At 62.6% G+C, this 18286-nt stretch carries 14 protein-coding genes and 1 pseudogene; 3 read left to right on the top strand and 12 right to left on the bottom strand.

What is annotated here, in order from left to right; translation table 11 throughout:
- Window positions 1-15: 15 nt before the first annotated feature.
- The 6 genes from P3T25_RS06090 to P3T25_RS06115 form a co-directional block, all read right to left on the bottom strand.
- The gene (locus tag P3T25_RS06090) at window positions 16-1530 is read right to left on the bottom strand and encodes an efflux transporter outer membrane subunit (RefSeq protein WP_408516521.1); all 1515 of its coding nucleotides are present in this window, start codon (window positions 1528-1530) and stop codon (window positions 16-18) included.
- Window positions 1509-2627, bottom strand: coding sequence for an HlyD family secretion protein (locus P3T25_RS06095; protein ID WP_408516522.1), 1119 nt, complete (start codon window positions 2625-2627; stop codon window positions 1509-1511). The genes P3T25_RS06090 and P3T25_RS06095 overlap by 22 nt, the downstream gene beginning before the upstream one ends.
- Before the next feature lie 64 nt (window positions 2628-2691).
- Window positions 2692-4302 carry an MFS transporter gene (locus P3T25_RS06100; RefSeq protein ID WP_408516523.1) on the bottom strand — a complete coding sequence of 537 codons (1611 nt, stop codon included), beginning with the start codon at window positions 4300-4302 and terminating at the stop codon, window positions 2692-2694.
- Between the two features lie 146 nt (window positions 4303-4448).
- Window positions 4449-5441 (bottom strand): cytochrome d ubiquinol oxidase subunit II, encoded by a 993-nt coding sequence (cydB, locus tag P3T25_RS06105; protein ID WP_154558211.1) that lies wholly within the window; start codon window positions 5439-5441, stop codon window positions 4449-4451.
- Window positions 5442-5447: 6 nt separating this feature from the next.
- Window positions 5448-6860 carry a cytochrome ubiquinol oxidase subunit I gene (locus P3T25_RS06110; RefSeq protein ID WP_233464713.1) on the bottom strand — a complete coding sequence of 471 codons (1413 nt, stop codon included), beginning with the start codon at window positions 6858-6860 and terminating at the stop codon, window positions 5448-5450.
- Window positions 6857-7039: a hypothetical protein gene (locus P3T25_RS06115; RefSeq protein WP_233464714.1), complete on the bottom strand. Its 183-nt coding sequence runs from the start codon at window positions 7037-7039 to the stop codon at window positions 6857-6859. Before P3T25_RS06115 ends, P3T25_RS06110 begins: the two co-directional genes overlap by 4 nt.
- Before the next feature lie 470 nt (window positions 7040-7509).
- On the opposite strand from P3T25_RS06115, the gene P3T25_RS06120 reads away from it, so the two are divergent.
- On the top strand, window positions 7510-8172 hold the full coding sequence (locus P3T25_RS06120) for a phosphohydrolase (protein ID WP_429357708.1): 663 nt from the start codon (window positions 7510-7512) through the stop codon (window positions 8170-8172).
- 357 nt (window positions 8173-8529) lie between these two features.
- A complete protein-coding gene (locus tag P3T25_RS06125; RefSeq protein WP_408516525.1) occupies window positions 8530-11433 on the top strand; it encodes an ATP-binding protein in 2904 nt (967 codons plus the stop codon).
- A 16-nt stretch (window positions 11434-11449) separates the two neighbouring features.
- Here the strand turns inward: P3T25_RS06125 and P3T25_RS06130 are convergent, their stop codons facing one another.
- A complete protein-coding gene (locus P3T25_RS06130) occupies window positions 11450-12364 on the bottom strand; it encodes a LysR family transcriptional regulator (protein ID WP_154558215.1) in 915 nt (304 codons plus the stop codon).
- A gap of 197 nt (window positions 12365-12561) precedes the next feature.
- Here P3T25_RS06130 and P3T25_RS06135 point away from each other — a divergent pair.
- A pseudogene (locus P3T25_RS06135) lies at window positions 12562-12702 on the top strand (lipid A biosynthesis lauroyl acyltransferase); the annotation flags it as partial.
- Window positions 12703-12765: 63 nt separating this feature from the next.
- Here the strand turns inward: P3T25_RS06135 and P3T25_RS06140 are convergent.
- From P3T25_RS06140 to P3T25_RS06160, 5 genes are all read right to left on the bottom strand, one after another.
- A complete protein-coding gene (locus tag P3T25_RS06140) occupies window positions 12766-13059 on the bottom strand; it encodes a hypothetical protein (protein ID WP_408516526.1) in 294 nt (97 codons plus the stop codon).
- 117 nt (window positions 13060-13176) lie between these two features.
- On the bottom strand, window positions 13177-13971 hold the full coding sequence (locus tag P3T25_RS06145; RefSeq protein WP_429357709.1) for an SDR family NAD(P)-dependent oxidoreductase: 795 nt from the start codon (window positions 13969-13971) through the stop codon (window positions 13177-13179).
- Window positions 13972-14048: 77 nt separating this feature from the next.
- Window positions 14049-16313, bottom strand: coding sequence for a xanthine dehydrogenase family protein molybdopterin-binding subunit (locus tag P3T25_RS06150; RefSeq protein WP_154558218.1), 2265 nt, complete (start codon window positions 16311-16313; stop codon window positions 14049-14051).
- Window positions 16310-16822 (bottom strand): (2Fe-2S)-binding protein, encoded by a 513-nt coding sequence (locus P3T25_RS06155; RefSeq protein WP_408516529.1) that lies wholly within the window; start codon window positions 16820-16822, stop codon window positions 16310-16312. The genes P3T25_RS06150 and P3T25_RS06155 overlap by 4 nt, the downstream gene beginning before the upstream one ends.
- Entirely contained in the window at window positions 16819-18108 is a 1290-nt protein-coding gene (locus P3T25_RS06160) for a c-type cytochrome (RefSeq protein WP_154558220.1), read from the bottom strand. Before P3T25_RS06160 ends, P3T25_RS06155 begins: the two co-directional genes overlap by 4 nt.
- Between the last annotated feature and the right edge of the window lie 178 nt (window positions 18109-18286).

The raw sequence follows: 18286 nt of genomic DNA on the forward strand, positions 1-18286 counted from the left end.
GATCCGGCAGCATTGCTATATTCCCTGCTTGTTTGCAGCATCGCCTTCTGCCTGCCAACCACCGCCCAGCGCTTTGTAAAGCGTAACGAGTTCGAGTGCCGTGTCACGCTCGCTCTGCGCCAGTTTGTCGTCGGCAGCGTATAGCGAGCGTTCGGCATCGAGCACGGAGAGAAAGTCATTGAGGCCTTGGCGATAAAGACGCGTTGCGATGGTCACGGCTTCCCGGTCGGCGGTGACCTCGGCCGTAAGCCTCTCATGCCGCACTTGTGATTGCGCATAAGACACGAGCGCGGTCTCGACATCCCGCAGCGCACCGAGAACCGTCCGCTGGTATGCGGCGGCGGCCTGATCGGTTTGCGCTTCTTCAGCGTGCATTTCAAAGCGAACCTTGCCGGCATCGAAGATCAGCCAGTTGATGCTCGGTCCGATCGAGAAATAGCGGCTCGGCGCGGTCAGAAAAGTCGACGCATTCAGGCTCTCCAGACCCGCAACCCCGGTTAGCGAAAAGTGCGGATAAAGATCGGCTTGAGCGACGCCAATGCGGGCGTTCGCGGCGGCAATTCTGCGTTCGGCTGCGCGGATATCCGGACGGCGGCGCAGAAGGTCGGAGGGCAGACCCACCGGCACGTCCGCGATCGCCGAAGGAATCGCTTGTGGGGTATCCAACTGGGCCAGCAGTTGTTCCGGCGGTTGACCGATCAGCGCACCGATTCGATAAATGGACGCGCGTTCATTCGCCTCGAATGTTGGAATGGCGGCTTCGGTATCCGAGACTTGCGCCTGTGCACGCAGCACATCGAGACGCGAGGCCAGCCCTGCATCGAATTGCGAGCGGGTCAGCGCTAGCGAATCCTGCTGGATCGACAGATTGCTGCGGGCGACGGCGAGTTGCCGTTGCACGCCACGCAATTCGATGTAGTTGCGCGCGACCTCGGCGAGCAACGTCAACTCGACATCCCCGCGGTCCGCCACGATCGCCTGATACGACGCGTCAGCGGCCTCGACGCCGCGCCGCTTGCCGCCGAACACGTCGATTTCCCACGATGCGTCGAAGCCGGTCTGCCATAGATTGCCGTTGGCGCCCGGACCGAGACCGCCAGGCGGCACGCCGACCGGCACATTGGCGCTGCCATGGGTCCGATCGTATTGGGCGCCGACGTCAGCGGTTGGGTATAGATCTGCTCCGGCGATACCGCGCAAGGCACGCGCTTCGCGTATGCGTGCTTCGGCAACAGCCAGGTCGGGAGCGGAGTGCAACGCGTCGGCCATGAGCGAGTTGAGCGTCGCGTCATCAAAGCCTTGCCACCACGCATCGTTCGATGTGGGCGACCCTTGCGAGGTGCTCGCCGCCGGGCCCGTATGTTCCGTAAAACTCGCCGGCACGACCAGTTTCGGCGGCACATAGTCCGGACCCACGGTGCACCCCGCGAGGAGCGCCGCCCATGCCGCGACGATGGCGGCGACATGCCGCCGCCGGTAAGGAGGAAGCCCCGCCGGCCGCGCTGTCGCTAGTTCCAGAAGCCAAGCCATGCCGGGCGCTCCCTGACAAAAATTTCCGTCTCGACCGACATGCCCGGCGAGATCAATTTAAGGGCTTCCCCAGGGTTGTCGAGTTCGATTTTCACCGGCACCCGCTGCACCACTTTCACGAAATTGCCCGTTGCATTCTCCGGAGGCAGGAGCGCGAAGTGCGAGCCGGTTCCGCGTTGAATGCTGTCGACGTGACCGCGAAGCCGCAGGTCCGGAAATGCATCGACGAGGACAGTGACTTGCTGGCCCGGTCGGACGTGAGTCAACTGCGTCTCCTTGTAGTTCGCGGTCACATAGAGCTTGTCCGGGACGACGGACAACAGCGTTTGCCCGGGCTGTACAAAGTTGCCCTGCTCGACGCTCTTGTTCGCCACGCTGCCGGACTCGGTTGCGTAGATTTTCGTGTACGAGAGGTTGAGCGTTGCCTGCTCCAGCATGGCGTGAGCCTGGGCGACGGCGGCCTCGGCCGTTTTGACCTGAGAGCGCGCCAGCGTCGCCTGCGCTTGAGACGCGTTGACCTTGACCTGGGCCGCCGTCACGGAAGCCCGCGTCCCGTCAGCGGCCGCCTTCCCCTCATCGACGCGCTCCGATGACACGGCGCGCACATCTGAGACGGATTGCAGCCGCGCCAGATTGGCGACGGCCAGTTTGGCATTGGCGCGGGCAGCGTCAAGTTCGGCCTTTTGCTGGCCGATATTGGCGTCGGCCACCGCAACCTGATTGCGCGCCTCTTCGAGCTTGCCAACTGCTGCCGCGACATTGGCGCGCGCCTGATCCACCTGAACGACGTAGTCGCGCGGATCGAGTTCGACGAGGAGATCGCCGACCGTCACCTTGCTGTTGTCGTTGACATGCAGTGTCTGCACATAGGCCGGCACCTTGGGGATGACCGAGACAAGATGCGCGTCGATATAGGCGTCGTCCGTCTGCTTCTCGTAGAGGTCCGGCACGAGGAAATACGCGGCGATCGCCAGCAGCACGATCAGCGCGAGAACACCGAGGATCAGCCAGCGTCGATTGTCAGGCAGCGGAGGCGCAACAGGTGCGGTGACAGGCGGTGTGGTGGCGGGTTTTTGAACCGGCGGTGCTTCGCTCATCGCTGCCTCCGGCTGCGGGGATGGATTGGGGTTGGAAGGGACGCTGTTTTCATGGCCGCGTTGCTTATTTTTTGGCCACCGGGGTCGGCGGAATAATGGGGACGAGGCACAGTGCGATCACGCCGACGACCGCCATGAAGGCGAACGCGTCCGCGTACGCGAGCGTGGCAGCCTGGCGTGCGCCTGCTTCGGCGAGAACGTGTAGCGCCGCGCGCTGGCTCTCGAACGGGGTATAGCCACCGCGCGCGACCAGCGTTGCGCTCACCGACGAGAGCCAGTCTCGCGTCACCGGATTGTCGTGGCGCAGGTGCTCGAACAGGCGCGATGAATGGAGCGTCTCGCGATGCCCGATGAGAATGGTCAGCAGCGCGACCCCGAGCGACGCGCCGAACTGCCTGAAGGTCATGTACAGGGAGACGCCATCGAGCAGCTTGTTCTGCTCGATTCTTGCCACCGTGCCGCTGCCCACCGCCGGCAACAACGGGGACAGGCAGCAGGCGTAAAGAATCAGCGGAGCCACATAGTAATAGCCCGGCGTGTCCGTCGTCAGCAGACGATTGAACAGCACCATCGACGCGATCAGCATGACGAGAGCAAGCACGATCGTCTTGCGTTGGCCGATTCGCGCGATGAGACCGACCATAAGCGGCCGGATGGCGGCTGCGGTCAACGCATAGATGCAGATGATCTGCCCGGTCTGCGTCGCGCTATGGGTATGGGTCGAGAGATTGCGCAGAAACTCGGGTAGAACGAACAGGCTGCCTGACAGGATCATGCCGGTGAAGACACCGATCAACGCGGACGACAACACGTAACGGTCACGCAGCAGACCGAGCCAGAGAAGCGGCGTTCGATTCGCAGGGCTTGCCTGCCAGACGACGAACAGAAGCAGGGCCGCGCCGCCGGTCAAGGCGAGCACGCGAATATGTAGCGATCCGAACCAATCGTCGATTTCGCCGCGATTGAGAATGATCTGAAGCGAGATCAGCGCCGTCGCGAGCAGCACAATGCCGAGCCAGTCGCTGCTGACCACGCGCTCTGAGGCGGGCGGCGGGAGTGTCGGAAAGTAGCGGGCCAGGAGCCATATCGCGGCGGCTGCATAGAGCAGATTGGGCAGGAAGATCAGGCGCCAGTTGAAATGGTCCGTGATATAGCCGCTGACCAGAAGCCCTGCCGCACTCGACAGATAGAGCAACGTGGAAGCCTTCATCAGCGACGGGCTGCGCTGCGGTTTGGGCATCAGCACATAGATGCTCGCGCGCCACCATACGACCAGGCCCGCCCCGGCCAGCCCCTGGACGGCGCGCCAGATCAGCATCGAACTGAGATCGGGAGAGATCGCGCAACCCATCGAGGCGATCGCGAATACGACGATGGTCGAGAGCAGGAAGCGCTTGTAGCCGTAGTGCCCGGCCATCCAGATCGAGACAGGTACGCCGAGAAACAGCGCGCAGCTATAGACGGTCAGCAGCCAGCTCGCTTCGTCCGCGGACACGCCCAACGTGCCGGTCAGATCCGCCAGCACCAGGTTCATGCTGTCGAACGTATAAAACTCCATCCCGGTGGCGAGGCCAAGGCCCATCAGCAGCAGGCGCGTGTGCACCGGCGACATCATGAGCGCCGGTGCAGGCGGAGGTGAAGCGGGCGTCGCTGTCGGCCGTGCAGTGTCACTCATGGCAGGAGCCGATCGATCTGTATTTGCAGGTGATGATCACGTAATGAGCCGCAAGAAGGCATGCATCACCACGGTGACGAGAACCAGGGTGGCGACGGCCGCCAGATAGAGACCGCCGAACCAGCTCAGACGCCGGATGCGCGGGCTCATGCTTCCCATCCCGCCTCGGGCGTCTTGCCGTGAAACGTGCGGTAGGCGAAGGCAGAATACGCGAGTACGACCGGCGTGACAATCACCGCACCGATCAGGAGGAAGACATGGCTGAGGGTCGCCGATGCCGCGGCCCAGAGCGTGAGACGGAAGGGCACGATGTCCGGAAAAATACCGAAACCAAGGCCCGCTACGCCCAGTACGAACAGCGCCAGCGCCAGAAAGAACGGGCGTCCGTCAGCACGGCCGCCGATCGCCCGCAGGAGGGCGGCAGTCACACCGAGAAACAGCACCGTGATCAGCACGAGGGCGATCGTATGCGCGGCCCATGCCGCGCGAATGCCAGGTTGAACCCACGCCGCGGCGGCACAGGCTGCTGCGGCGAGACAGACGAAGCCCGGCACCGCCAGACGCAGGCAGCGCTCCGCGAATTCACGCAGCGCCGCTGTCGCTTTCAGATGGAGCCAGCCGGCGCCGAGGACGATATAGCCGGCGAGCACGGCGATCGCGGTCAGCGCGGGGAACGGCCGGAAAACGTCGAAGACGCTGCCGCCGAAGCTGTCACCAACGACGCTCACCCCCTGGATGAGCCCACCGACGATCAGCCCCTGCATGAGCGCGGCCACGATCGAGCCGACACCGAACGCCGCGTCCCAGAAGCGTCGCCCCTTCTCGATCTGGTAGCGGAACTCGAATGAGACGCCGCGTAGTCCCAGCGCCAGCAACATGACGATCAGCGGAATATAGAACGCCGGAAGCAACACACCGTAGGCAATGGGGAAGGCAGCGAGCAGCGCGACACCGGCCATGATTAGCCAGGTTTCGTTGCCGTCCCAGGTGGGCATGATCGAATCGACCATGCGGTCGCGCAGCCGTTCATCGGATTGCAGGAGCAGCAAGGCGCCCACACCCAGATCGAAACCGTCCAGCAGGACGTAAAGCGACAACGCGAAGGCGGTGAACAGCGCGGAGAGCAGCGGCAGAATCATGACGGGCTACTCCACTGGAGCCGGGTTGCGGCCGGCAGGATCATTCATCACCGCGGGCTTCAGCGCATGCTTGAGCGAGCCGGTGGCCACCGGTTCGGACTGTGCCGCCTGTGGACCGCGCCGAATCATGCGCAAGCTGAAGATCAGGAACGCCGTCATGAAAAGCGCGTAGATGCAGACAAACGCGATCAGCGTCGAAAGCAGTACGCCTGCCGGGACAGGCGAGACGGCGTCGGCCGTGCGCAGGATGTTGTAGATCACCCAAGGCTGGCGACCCGTCTCGGCGAGATACCATCCGCCGAGCGTCGCGATCACGCCGGATGGCGTCATCACGACGAGCGTTCGCAGGAACCAGCGTGTGGTGAAGAGCCGGCCTTGCCAGCGCAGCCACAGCGATGCAATACATACGCCGAACATGATGATGGCAAGGCCGTACATCGTGCGGAAGCCGTAGAAGACCCAACCCATGACCGGCTGGCGGTCGCGTGGCGTGTTCTTCAATCCTTCGACCCGGCCGCTCAGGCTATGGGTGAGCCAGATGCTTCCGAGGTAAGGGGTGCCGAGCGCGAAGCGATTGCGTTGGTTCTGCTGATCCGGGACGATGAACCAGTAATAGGGTGCGGGCGATTGCGACTGTTTTTCCCAGAACCCTTCAGCAGCCTGCATCTTGGCCGGCTGATGCTCGAGCATTTTCCCGTACAGCATGTCGCCGACGAAGACCTGGCAGCCGATCAGGATGGTGGCGAAGGTGAGCCCGATCGAGACCGTCCGGCGTCCGAACGCTTCATGTTCGCCGCGCAGGAGATACCAGGCGCCGACGCCGGCAACGAGGAACGAGCCCGTGATGTAGGCCGCTACCAGCATGTGCGGCAGGCGATACGGCCAGGAGGGGTTGACGATCACCTTCAGCCAGTCGGTCACCACGACCCGGCCGTGTTCGACCACCACGCCGTCAGGAGTTTGCATCCAGCTGTTGGCCGAGAGGATCCACGATGCCGACAGCAACGTGCCGAGCGCAACCATGCAGGTGGCGAGGAAGTGAAGCTTCGGTCCGACCCGGTTGAAGCCGAACAGCATGATGCCAAGGAACCCGGCTTCCAGGAAAAAAGAGGTCAGCACTTCCAGCCCGATCATCGGGCCGATGGCTGGGCCCGCCATCTGTCCGAATCTGGCGAAGCTGAGGCCGAATTCGAACGAGAGGACGATCCCGGTGACCACGCCGACCCCGAAGCCCATCGCGAAGATGCCGAGCCAGAAACGATAGATCTGCAGATAGAGCGGGTCTTTGGTCTTCAGCCACAGGCCTTCCATGATGGCCAGAAACGCAGCGAGTCCGATGGAAATCGTCGGAAAGATGATGTGAAAGCTGACGGTGAACGCGAACTGGACGCGCGCGAGGATGGCGGGATCGAGGTTCACGGTTGTTTCCGTTCGGTTTGGGGGCGCAGGGAGATCGCTACGGCTAGCGCGACGAAGAGTGCGAGCGCGATGATCGACGCTGGCAGTCCGAAGACACCGATGATGGTGAAGAAGAACGCCACGCCCACGAGGGTTGCGCAGATCGCCCCTAACAGGCGCCATGTGGACGTGGTCTTCATGGCTGGGTGCCTCGGCTTCTCGATCCTGCGGCCGCGACCCCATAGGCGTTGGGCGAAAACGGATCGTAAGACATAGCAGGTTCCCTCAAGATTGCGGACATCGGTGAGGCGATGATCGCGCACGGATACCTTAAAAGTCCTGAGCGCGTCATAAATCCTGCTAAAGGCGTCGTTCCCTCAAGCATTGACAACCAGCGTCGCAGTCTTGCGCTCTCTCACGCAGTCTCCGCGGCTACGTTTAAGAATATTTAAGGTGGTCGTCAGGACTTTTAGTGCGCCCTCACTCTAATCTGCTTCCCAAGTCGTGATACGGCATCGGTCTCAACATGGATGCTGTTGATCCTGTTCGGCACGATCGTAATCGGCGGCGCGGGACGCTACCGTGTTTCATGGTTTACGCGAACGCCGGCGAGCCGGCGTGCATAAGCCGTTCCAATAACAATTCAGGTCTACTCCGCTGAGCCCGCGCCATGACGCCTAGTTGTGCAACTTCGCCTGACATCGTCGCGGGCGTCCCGATCCCGCGAAGTCCAATGGCTGTGGCGGCTGCGGACGCTGCGCTGGCGTGCCTGCCGGACGTGCTGGTCGGTCATGCGGCGCGTGTGTTCGTGTTTGCGTCGCTGACGCTCGAACGCGAAGGGCTCGCGTGCGATCCGGGTACGCTATACGTCGCCGCGATGTTCGCCGGCGTCGGTCTGAGTTCGGCATTCGGTCATTCGCAACTGCGCTATGAAGTGGATAGCGCCAATGCAGCGCGGGAATTTCTGCGGCGTTACGGCGCCTCGGCTGCTGAGATGAACGATGTTTGGCACGCGATTGCGCTGCACATGACGCCCGGTATTCCGGTGCATATGTCGCCGCTTGCACGGGGACTTTCCGAGGCGGTGCGTACGGACCTGCTTGCGGAGAACCTGAATGCCTGCACGCAAACACAGCGTGACGAAATACTGCAGGCGTATCCGCGGGACAGCGGGTTCAAGGAAGGGATCATCGACGCAATCGGGCGCGGCATCGCGCATCGGCCGGCATCGACGTTCGGGACGGTCAGCGCGGACGTGCTCGAGCGGATCGATCCTGAATACTGCCGCGTGAATTTCTGCGGACTGATTCTGGGCGCGCAATGGAAAGACTAGCGGGCGATCCGCGGCTAGCAGCAAGCAGAGGGTATTGAACAAGGCGCAGTAGGCGATCGCGAAGCCCACCGCACGCCGGCATGCAAGCCAGTTTCGGTCAGTGAAACACGCAGGTCGTCCTGTATGACCGAAGGGTCAAGAAATTTGATTTGATCGATCAAAAATTTGTGCTATTTGCGGACTCGAACTGCCGTAGTATTTCCCTAATCTGATTATCGAGATAGACTTCCTCACGAAACTTTTCGGGTTCCGGTTGCCCACGCGTCCGTCCGGACCTGACTACCCAGGAACAGACTATCGAGACATACGCAACGCTGTCGCTCAATCGATTCACTTTTCTGGATTCGCGAGCTTGCGATGATTCAAATTGGACAACTTCACATTTCGCTCGAGCATCGTGAAATACGCTCGCATGGCGAATCAGTGCGTCTCGGCAGCCGCGCCTTCGACGTCCTTGAATTGCTGATTGCCGCCAACGGGGCGCTGGTCTCCAAGGATGAGATCATGCGGCACGTCTGGCCCGACACGATCGTAGAAGAAAACAACCTCCAGGTGCATATTACGGCGATACGCAAGGCGCTGGGCGCTGATCGCGACCGTATTGTGACGGTGCCAGGCCGCGGTTACCGTATGACCGGCGTGAAGATGGCGGCGGGCGCTGAGATCGCGAAGGTGAGCGCGGACGCCCTCGCGATACACCGGCCAGATGCGCACCGCTTAAACACGCACAATCTTCCTCTCCATGTGTCGGCGCTGGTGGGGCGGCAATGCGCCGTCGCGGAGGTGCTGGCCGCCATCGAACCTGCGCAAATCGTGACGCTCGTCGGATCGGGCGGCATCGGTAAGACGCGCCTCGTTATCGAAGCGGCGAGACAGATGTTGCCGCGCTTTCCCGACGGTGTGGCGTTCGTGTCGCTTGCGCCGGTGTCGGACTCACGTTTTGCGCTGGACGCACTTGCAATGGCGCTCGGCATGAAGATTTCTTCGTCCGGCCTTTCGCTTGCGCAGATCGCGCATGAGATGAGGGGCAAGCGCCTGTTGATCGTGCTGGACAATTGCGAGCACGTAATCGAAGCCGCTGCCACCATGGCGGAGGCGCTGGCGGCAGCCGGCGAAGGTATGCGGGTGTTGGCGACGAGTCGCGAAGCGCTGCGCTCGCGTGACGAAGTCGTCTATCCGGTTCTGTCGCTCGACGTGCCCAGCCCTGAAAACCCAAGCGATGATGTGTTGCAGACGAGTGCGGTTCAGCTGTTTCTCGCGCGCGCCCGCGCTGCCGATCCGCAATTTTCGTCCGACGAACGCAGCATTTTTCTGATTGGAGAGGTCTGCCGGCATCTGGACGGCATTCCGCTCGCCATCGAACTGGCGGCGGCGCGTGCTGCGGTCCTCGGCATTGAAGTGCTGGCGGCGCGGCTCGACGACTGCTTGCGGATACTGTCGGGAGGTTACAGGACGGCGTTGCCGCGCCATCAGACGTTGAAGGCGACACTCGACTGGAGCTACCGTCTGCTCGACAATAGCGAACGTGTCATCTTGCGCTGGCTCGGCATGTTCGTCGATGCGTTCACGTTCGATTCGGCCAACTACGTCGGTGCGCAACTTGGCTTCACGCAGACGGAAGTTCTGAATGCGCTGAGCGGCCTCGTGTCGAAGTCGCTGGTGATTCGAGCCGACGGCAGCGCTTCACCGAGGTATCGTCTGCTGGAAACGACACGCGCCTATGCGCTGCAGCGACTCGACGACAACGGCGAGCGTGGCGCCGCCGCGCTCGCTCACGCAAAGTCATTCTGCGAGCGCTTCAAACGCGTGCGCGACGATCTGGCGGTGACGTCGCTGCAAGACGGTCTGGCGGATTTCACGCGTGAAATCGGCAATGTGCGAGCCGCGCTCGACTGGGCTTTTTCGGCCACGGGCGATCACGTGGTCGGCATCGAGCTTGCCTCGATTGTCGTGCCGTATCTGTTCGATCTTTCGCTGGTCGACGAATGCCGTAGCCGCGCGCGCGCCGCGCTCGATGCCGCGCGTGATACAGACCCTTCAAACTTTCCGCCCGAAGCGCGCTTGAGGCTGACGACGAGCTGGGCGGCTGCGCTTGTCTATACGCAGGGTCCGACTATGGAGACGATGGAAGCATGGTCCGAAGTGTTGACGCTTGCTGTTGCTGTGGACCATGCCGGCTTTGAATCGCGCGCGTTGTGCGGACTACGGCACTCGTATCAGGCGGGCGGGGAGGCGCGTCAGGCGCTGGTCGTGGCGCGGCGCTTCGAAGCGCTGGCCGGTCAGTTCACAGACGCGACACACAGTCTGATCGGCCGCCGCATGGAAGGCGCCGCGCTGCATTACGTCGGCGAGCAGCGCATGGCTCGCCAGAAGCTCGAAGAGATGTTGAGCGCCTGGGTACCCTCGGATCATCGGTGGAACACGATCGGCTTCAGGTTCAACCAGGCCATTGTCGCGCGGGCGCTGTTCGCGCGCGTGACGTGGGCGCTGGGGGACACGGCAGGGGCCATGCGGCTTGCCGGAGAGGCGCTGGAGGCTGCCGTTCAACACGATTTCGAACTCGTGACCTGCTATGTGCTCGGCGACGTTTTTGTGCCGCTTGCGCTGCTCGTGGGCGAGCGCGCGGCGGCAGAACGCGGACTTGCGATGCTGAAGGGCATTGCGTCGCGCGTGTCGCTGTCGATCTGGCACACCTGCTGTGCGTGCTATGACGAGTATCTGTTTTCGCTGTCCGGCGAGCATCCGCACAGGCTGGCGCAATTTCGCGGCGCGCTGGACGAACTTCGTGACATCGACTTTCTGGCGCAACTGACGATGCTGCTATGTCAGTTCGCCCGCGCGCTGATGCGTGCGGAACAGTACACAGAAGCGCTGGCCGCGATCGACGAAGCTTTGCAGCATTGCAAGGAGACAGGGGAGCGGTGGTATTACGCCGAGCTGTGCCGTGCGAAAGGTGACGTGATGCGCGCCTTGCAAAGGGACGCGGATGCCGCAGCGTGGTTCACGACCGCGCTGGAGTCGGCACGCCAGCAGAGCGCGGCTGTTCTCGCGGTGCGTGCCGCGAGTAGTCTCGCGCGGCTCTGGATCGAGCAGGACCGTTTGGGCGAGGCGCGCGACTTGCTGGCGCGAGCGCTGGCTCGCCTGAGCAAGTACCCGGCTGATCCGGATGTTCAGGACGGCCGCGCCTTGCTGGCCGAACTGGAGGTAAAAATCGCCGCCGTCGACAACAAGGATTGCCGGCCGGCCTGTATCGGCGCCTGACACGCACCGGCCGCCGTCATACGTACTGGTTGCTGACGAACCGCTCCACGAGATCGGGTGCGTCGAGTCGATCGATCCACCAGCGCATCGCCTGCCCGGTTTCATCTTCGCGCCAAGCCATATAAAAGTGCGTCACATCCCGCATGCCGAAGACCTGCTTGGCGACGAGCTCGCCGCGTGCAATAGGCGCTGTCGCGAGGCACTCGGGAATGGTGCCGACTGCGAGCCCTTCGAGTTGCGCGGCGAGTTTGCCGGCGAGCGTGGGCAGCGTCAGACAATTTTGCGTAGCGGCAGCACCGACGGTGCGCGGCATCAATTCGCGCGAGGTATCGCCGATGACCGCGCCGCGATGGCGTGCGACGGTTTCCATGGTCAGCGGTTCGGGAAGCTCCGCGAGCGGATGAGTGGGCGCTACCACGAAAATATGGCGCATCGAGCCGATCGGGCGGGTGACGAGATTGGGCAAGTTGGGTGGATCGCCCGCGGCGCCAACCACGAGGTCGGCACGCCGCGTAATCAATGCATCCCACGTGCCGCCCAACACTTCCCGGGACAGGCGCAGGCGAGTCTCCATGTTCATGTCGTAAAACGCATGGACGTGCGGCCAGATTGCGTCGAAAGGCAGGATTTCGTCGATGCAGATGCGCAGGTCCGCTTCCCAGCCGTGTTGCACGCGTTTGGCCTTGAGCTCGAGTTCTTCGGCGCCCTGCAGCAGACGCCTGCCTTCCTCGACCACCACGCGTCCAGCGTGTGTGAATTTCGCACGCCGGCCGCTCCGATCGAACAGGTTGACTTCGAGGTCGCTTTCGAGCTTCTGCACCAGATAGCTCAGCGACGACGGCACACGATGCAGAAGTTCGGCCGCCTCCGCGAACGTGCCGGTGCGATCGATTGCGTCGAGTGCTTCCAATACCTCAAATGACAGCTTCATCGAAGATTCCCGCGGTAGTTGCCTGATTGCGCCTGTCCTGGACTGCGCACGGTTTGATAGGCTCAATTGTCGCACTGAGTGGGAGGGCGGTGGTGGCACAGATGCGCCTTTCGAAGGTCTTCAGAAAAAGATAGCGCGCATTCACAAGACGAGATCGTGTTTGGCAAATTTCCAATCGGTTGCGTGATTCACGTATTTTTGCGAGCGGCGATGACTATACGGACGCGCGCCGCATGAACGAGTGGATCGAGGCAGAAATTCCGCATATTCCAGAGCAGTACTACTGGGTGCACAAGCGTTTCAAGACCAGGCCGGAAGGGGAGAAGGGCTTCTACTAACGACTTCTGCCAATCCGGCTGACGGCAAGCCAGGCCGTTCGAACAGGAAGATGGCGCGTCTCGCTATCGGGTTGGGCAATTCATCGGTTTGACGTGCAGATCTTGACACGCATAGTCCGGCTTAAGTTGTGGCTTGGGTTTTGCTGTGGGACTGCTGCTTTTCTTTGCATTGTCATGCAACATGTGATGCCTGCTGGTGCGCGTCGCCGAGGGGCCACTGCCTTGCTGTGCGACGGGCGGCCCCTTACCCGCATCGGAGGCATTCTGTGTGGCGTTGTTAGCGAGTCCCTGTGCAAAACCTTGACCCGTGAACAGGACCGCCGCGAGTACCGTGGCCATATTTTTCTTGCTATTCATCGTGTTTCGATTGAGTCCCTTCTGTGTTGCCCGGTCCGACCGTGGCGAAAACTGACGGACGGACATTCTCCTGCATCGCGGGGCAGATGCGCCCGATAGTGTGTGCCCGTCATCCGCTCACGCAATCGTATCCACCACGCCGCCGTCCACCCGCAAGGCCGCGCCTGTGGTTGCCGAAGCCTGCTGCGAGCACACATACACGACCATGTTCGCGATTTCTTCCGTGCTTGCCGGCCGCTGGATGATCGAACTGCGGCGATGCGCGCGCACGAAATCGATGCCGACCTGTTCGGCCGTTTTGCCTTGCGCCTTCGCCGTCTCTTCCACCATCGCCCGAAAGCCGTCCGACAAAGTGGGACCCGGCAGCACGGCGTTCACCGTCACGCCCGTGCCGGCGGCCTGTTTGGCGATGCCACGCGCGATGCTCAATTGCGCGGTCTTCGAGAAACCGTACGCGAGCATGTCGGGGGGAATGTTCAGTGCCGACTCCGACGAGATGAACACCACGCGCCCCCACTTGCGTTCCATCATGCCCTTGAGGTAGCCACGCGTCAGCCTTACGCCTGACATCACGTTGACCTGGAAATAGCGCGCCCAGTCGTCGTCGGTGGTGGTGAAAACGTCGCCGGGGCCATACACGCCCAGATTGTTCACGAGGATGTCCGCTTGCGGGACGGCTTTCGCCAGCGCGTCGCAGCCCTCGGGCGTACTGAGGTCGCCGGCGAACCCGCGTAGCTTTGGCGTGGGAACAGTCTTAAGAATCGTGTCGATGGCGCGGTCCACCGCTTCCTGTTTGCGTCCATTGACAATGGTGGTCGCGCCTGCCGCCGCGATCCCTGTGGCGATCGCGAGGCCGATGCCGGCCGCGGATGCGCTGACAATGGCGGTTTTGCCCGATAGATCGATGATCACTGGCGTGTTCCTTGTAGAAACGTTACTGATATCCGCGACGCAGCTCCACCTTGTGCAAGCTGCGCCGTGCGGATTCTTTATACGTCAATCAGACGGCGCAGGTTATCGCCACCCAGGGGCATGTCGCGCAAGCGCTTTCCGGTTGCATCGAACAACGCGTTGCCGAGCGCGCCGGCGGTCGGACCCATCGACGCTTCTGCAGCCCCGAGAAACGGCAAGCCCGGCCGATTGATCAGATGCACGTTCAAACCGCGCGGCACGGCGGAATACCGCAGGATCGGGTAGCTGCTCCAGTCGAAGCTGCGGATTCTCGCTGTGTCGAATTGCAATTGTTCATAAAGTGTCCAACTGGTGGATTGAATCAGGCCGCCTTCGATCTGGTTGCGGATGCCGTCGGGGCTGACGATCTGCCCCGCGTCCACCGCTACTTCGGCGTGTTCGAGAATCACCTGGCCCGTCTCGGGCACCACGGATATCTCCACGGCCATCGCCACATACGACATCAGGTTCTTGTACTTGCCGAACGCAAAGCCGACGCCGTGATTGGCCTTGCGCGGCGCGCGCGGCCAGCCGAATTTTTCGGCCGCGAGCCGGATCACGTCGCGCGCGCGCGGATCCTGCATATGCTTGAGCCGGAACGCGACGGGGTCGGCGCCGGCCGCGGCGGCCAACTCGTCCATGAACGTCTCAATCGTGAAGACGTTCATATGTGCGCCGAGCGAGCGCATCGCCGACGTTTGCAACGGCATGGTCGGCGAGAAGTTGTTCATCACGTGCATGTTGGGGAACGCGTACAGCGGAATCGCGTTGCGGTCGCCGCCGCCTTCGGGTTGCACCATCGGCACCGACGGCGCCGGCACGAAGGGTTTTTCCAGCATTTGCGCGGGAAGAAGCCGCCCCGCGTTCACGATCCGCTCGTTGTGCGAGCTGCTCCACAGCGCGTAATCCCAGTTGACGATGCTGCCACTCGCGTCGAGCGATGCGCTCACTTCGGTGACCATGGCGGGTGTGAAGTGATCCCAGGTATGCTCCTGTTCGCGCATCCATTGCACGCGAACCGGCTGGCCTGCCATCTCGCGGGCGATCAAGGCGGCGTGCGTGGCTACGTCGTCCGCGCCGTTGTGCCCATAGCAGCCCGATCCTTCGACGTGAACGCAGCGCACATTCTCTTTCGGCAGCGACAGCATTTCCGCGAGCGCATCGCGCAGCGGATAGACGCCTTGCGAGTGCGTCCAGACCGTCATGGTGCCGTCCTTGAAATGCGCGACCGAGCAGGATGGCCCGATCGAACCGTGCAGCATGTAGTGCTTGGTGTACTTCGCGCTCAGCGTTTTGACGGGCGCGCCGGCTGCATTGTGCGTGTTCGCGATCTCGATGTGTTGCGTGGAAATCGTTTTCAGATCGCGGTGTACGGTAGCCGGGTCGGGCAACGTGCGTCCGGCGCTCCACTGACTTCCCGCGGCCAGCGCGCGTTGCGCCTGCACCGCCTGCCATTCGCCTTTGGCGACCACGGCCAGCATGCTGCCGTCCCTGATCACCTTGACGACGCCCGGCATTTTCAGAATCTCGGGCGTATTGGTTTGCAGCAGCTTCGCAGCATAAACCGGCGGCAGCACCACCCGCGCATGCAGCATGCCCGGCATCGACATGTCCTGCACATAGCTCGGGCCGCCCGTCACCTTGCCCGGGATATCCAGGCGCGGCAATGATGTGCCGATCGTCACGAACCTGGCTGGGTCTTTCAACGGCGACACCGGCGTTGCCATGCGATGGAGATCCACCGCGCCGACCGCCTGACCGTACGTCATCGTGCGGCCGTCGGGTGCCTTGATGACCGCGTCCTGAACTTGCAGCACGCCGCTCTCGACGCCGAAGTGTTTGGCCGCCGCATCGACGAGCAGGCCGCGCACCTGGGCGGAGGCGTTCAGCAAGGCGCTGCCGCTGTCGACGATGGTGTGGCTGCCCGCCGTGAGTCCCTCGTCCGGCGAGGCGCCCGTATCGGCGGTCAAGAACGTGATCAGCGAGGGTGCCATGTTCAGCTCTTCGGCTGCGATTTGCAGCAGCGCAGTGCGCACGCCGGTGCCTAATTCCACCTTGCCGGTGTAGACAGTCACCTTGCCTGCGGGATCGATCTTGATCCATGCATCGAGAAACGGATTGGTCTTCAGGCTGCCCGCGAGCGTTTCGGTCGCTTTGGCCACGTGTACCGCAGCACCTTCGTCCGCGATCACCTCCTGCGCCATGGCCTTGATGCCGGGGAACAGACTGAAGCTCACCACGAGCGCGCCGGACATCATGAAGCGGCGGCGTCCCTCGTTGATATCGTCTTCTTTGACGCTCATTGCGTGCCTCCATGGGTCACCGCGCCTTGAGGCGGGGCGGGCGTAGCGTCGGGTGCGGGCAGGTGCGCGACTTCGCGGATCGCGGCGAGGATGCGCATGTGGGTACCGCAACGGCAAAGATTCGGCTCCATGTGTTCGCGCAGCTCATTCTCGGTCGGCCGCGGATTGCGCTCGAGCAGCGCCTGAGCGCGCATGATCATGCCGGCGATGCAATAGCCGCACTGCGCGGCTTGATGTTCGATGAACGACTTCTGCAGCGGACCGGGATGCTCGGCGGTGCCGAGACTCTCGATCGTGCGCACGGGGCGGCTGCCGATCGACGACACGGGAATCAGGCAGGAAAATGCGGCCTTGTCGCCCACAATCACCGTGCACGCGCCGCATTGTCCGAGACCGCAGCCGAACTTGGCGCCGTGCAGGTGCAGGTCGTTGCGCAGTGCGTAAAGCAGTGGCGTCGACGGATCGATATCCAGCGCGTGCTGCACGCCATTGACGGTAAGGTTGATCATCGCGCGTTATTCTCCTTTCTGACTTTGACCACCGTGTCCTCGACGTCCTTCCACTCTCCGCGCTGCGAATAGGTCGCGCGGATATAGGACACCAGGTCGGCGATCTGCTGGTCACTGTAGATTTCGCTAAAGGACGGCATGTAGTTCATGCTGTCCTCGCCGTGCCAGCCATTGCCGCTGAGAATCATCTGGGCGGCGTTGCGGGGTGTTGTTGCGTTGACGGCGGTGCTGAACGCCAGCGTGGGGCGCTCGCCGATCGATTGCATCGGCGCGGCGGGGCCGTGGCACTGCGCGCACGATGCGCCGAACAGGGTCGCGCCGCGTTGCGCCGCAGGCGACGCATCGGCGTGATCGACGCCCTCGGCAGCGGCATCCATGACGGCCGGGCGCGCTTTCTGAATCGACAGGATGTAAGTGGCAATCGCCTGCACGTCCTCTTCGGGTACCGTAGCGAGGTCACGCGTGACGGGCAGCATCGGGCCGGCCGCGGCGCCGTGTTCGCTGGCGCGGCCGCTGCGCAGATACGTGACGAGCTGTTCCTGGGTCCAGGGCTTCGGCGCCGCGCTGAGTGCATTCAGCGGGGGAGCTTCCCAGCCGTCGACGATGCCGCCGTCGAATGCATGTCCCAGCTTTTCACCGCCAATCGCGTTGAGCGGCGAATGGCACGAGGCACAGTGACCGAGGCCGTCCACCAGCAGCTTGCCGCGATTCCACTCGGCATCTTTCGAAACATCCGCGGCCCGTTCGCCGGGGTGCAGGAACAAGATGTTCCAGAAGGCCAGCAAAGGCCGGAAGTTCAACGGGAAGATCAGGTCGTTGGCAGGCGCACTCGCGTTGACCGGCTCGCGCGTCATCAGGTACGCGTAGGCGGCTGAAATGTCGCCATCGGACATGCGCGTGAAGTGAATATAAGGAAACGCGGGATAGAGCAGGTGACCGTCGCGCGAGACGCCGTGGCGCACTGCTCGCGTGAATGCTTCGAGCGACCAGCTGCCGATGCCGGTTTCGACATCGGGCGTGAGATTGGTCGCGTAGATGGTGCCGAACGGGGTGGCGAGCGGCAGGCCCCCCGCGAACGGTTTGCCGCCCTTCGCGGTGTGACACACGATACAGTCGCCGAGCGCCACGACGCGCGCGCCGGCGAGCTTTGTCTGCGCGTCGAACGACGATGCCGCCGGCGGGCTGATCGGTGCGATGGCGGGTTTCCAAACCAGCAATGCGACGACGATCAGCGCGGCCACGATGACCACGCCGCCTAACGTCAGCAATCTAGACTTGCGAGTCATTCATGCACCTGTCGGAGAAATTCTGATTCAAAGAATGCACAAGCGTTAAGCTGTGCGTCACTCAGATAGCGTGACTGATGTTGATCAGCGTATCGCCAACGTCGCGGAATTTCCTGAAGCTAGGCTGAAATCTTGTTAACCGGACCACGCGCGCACCGCGCGCCGTCCGGTTGTCTGC

Source organism: Paraburkholderia sp. GAS32, assembly GCF_050434225.1.
Taxonomy (GTDB): domain Bacteria; phylum Pseudomonadota; class Gammaproteobacteria; order Burkholderiales; family Burkholderiaceae; genus Paraburkholderia; species Paraburkholderia madseniana.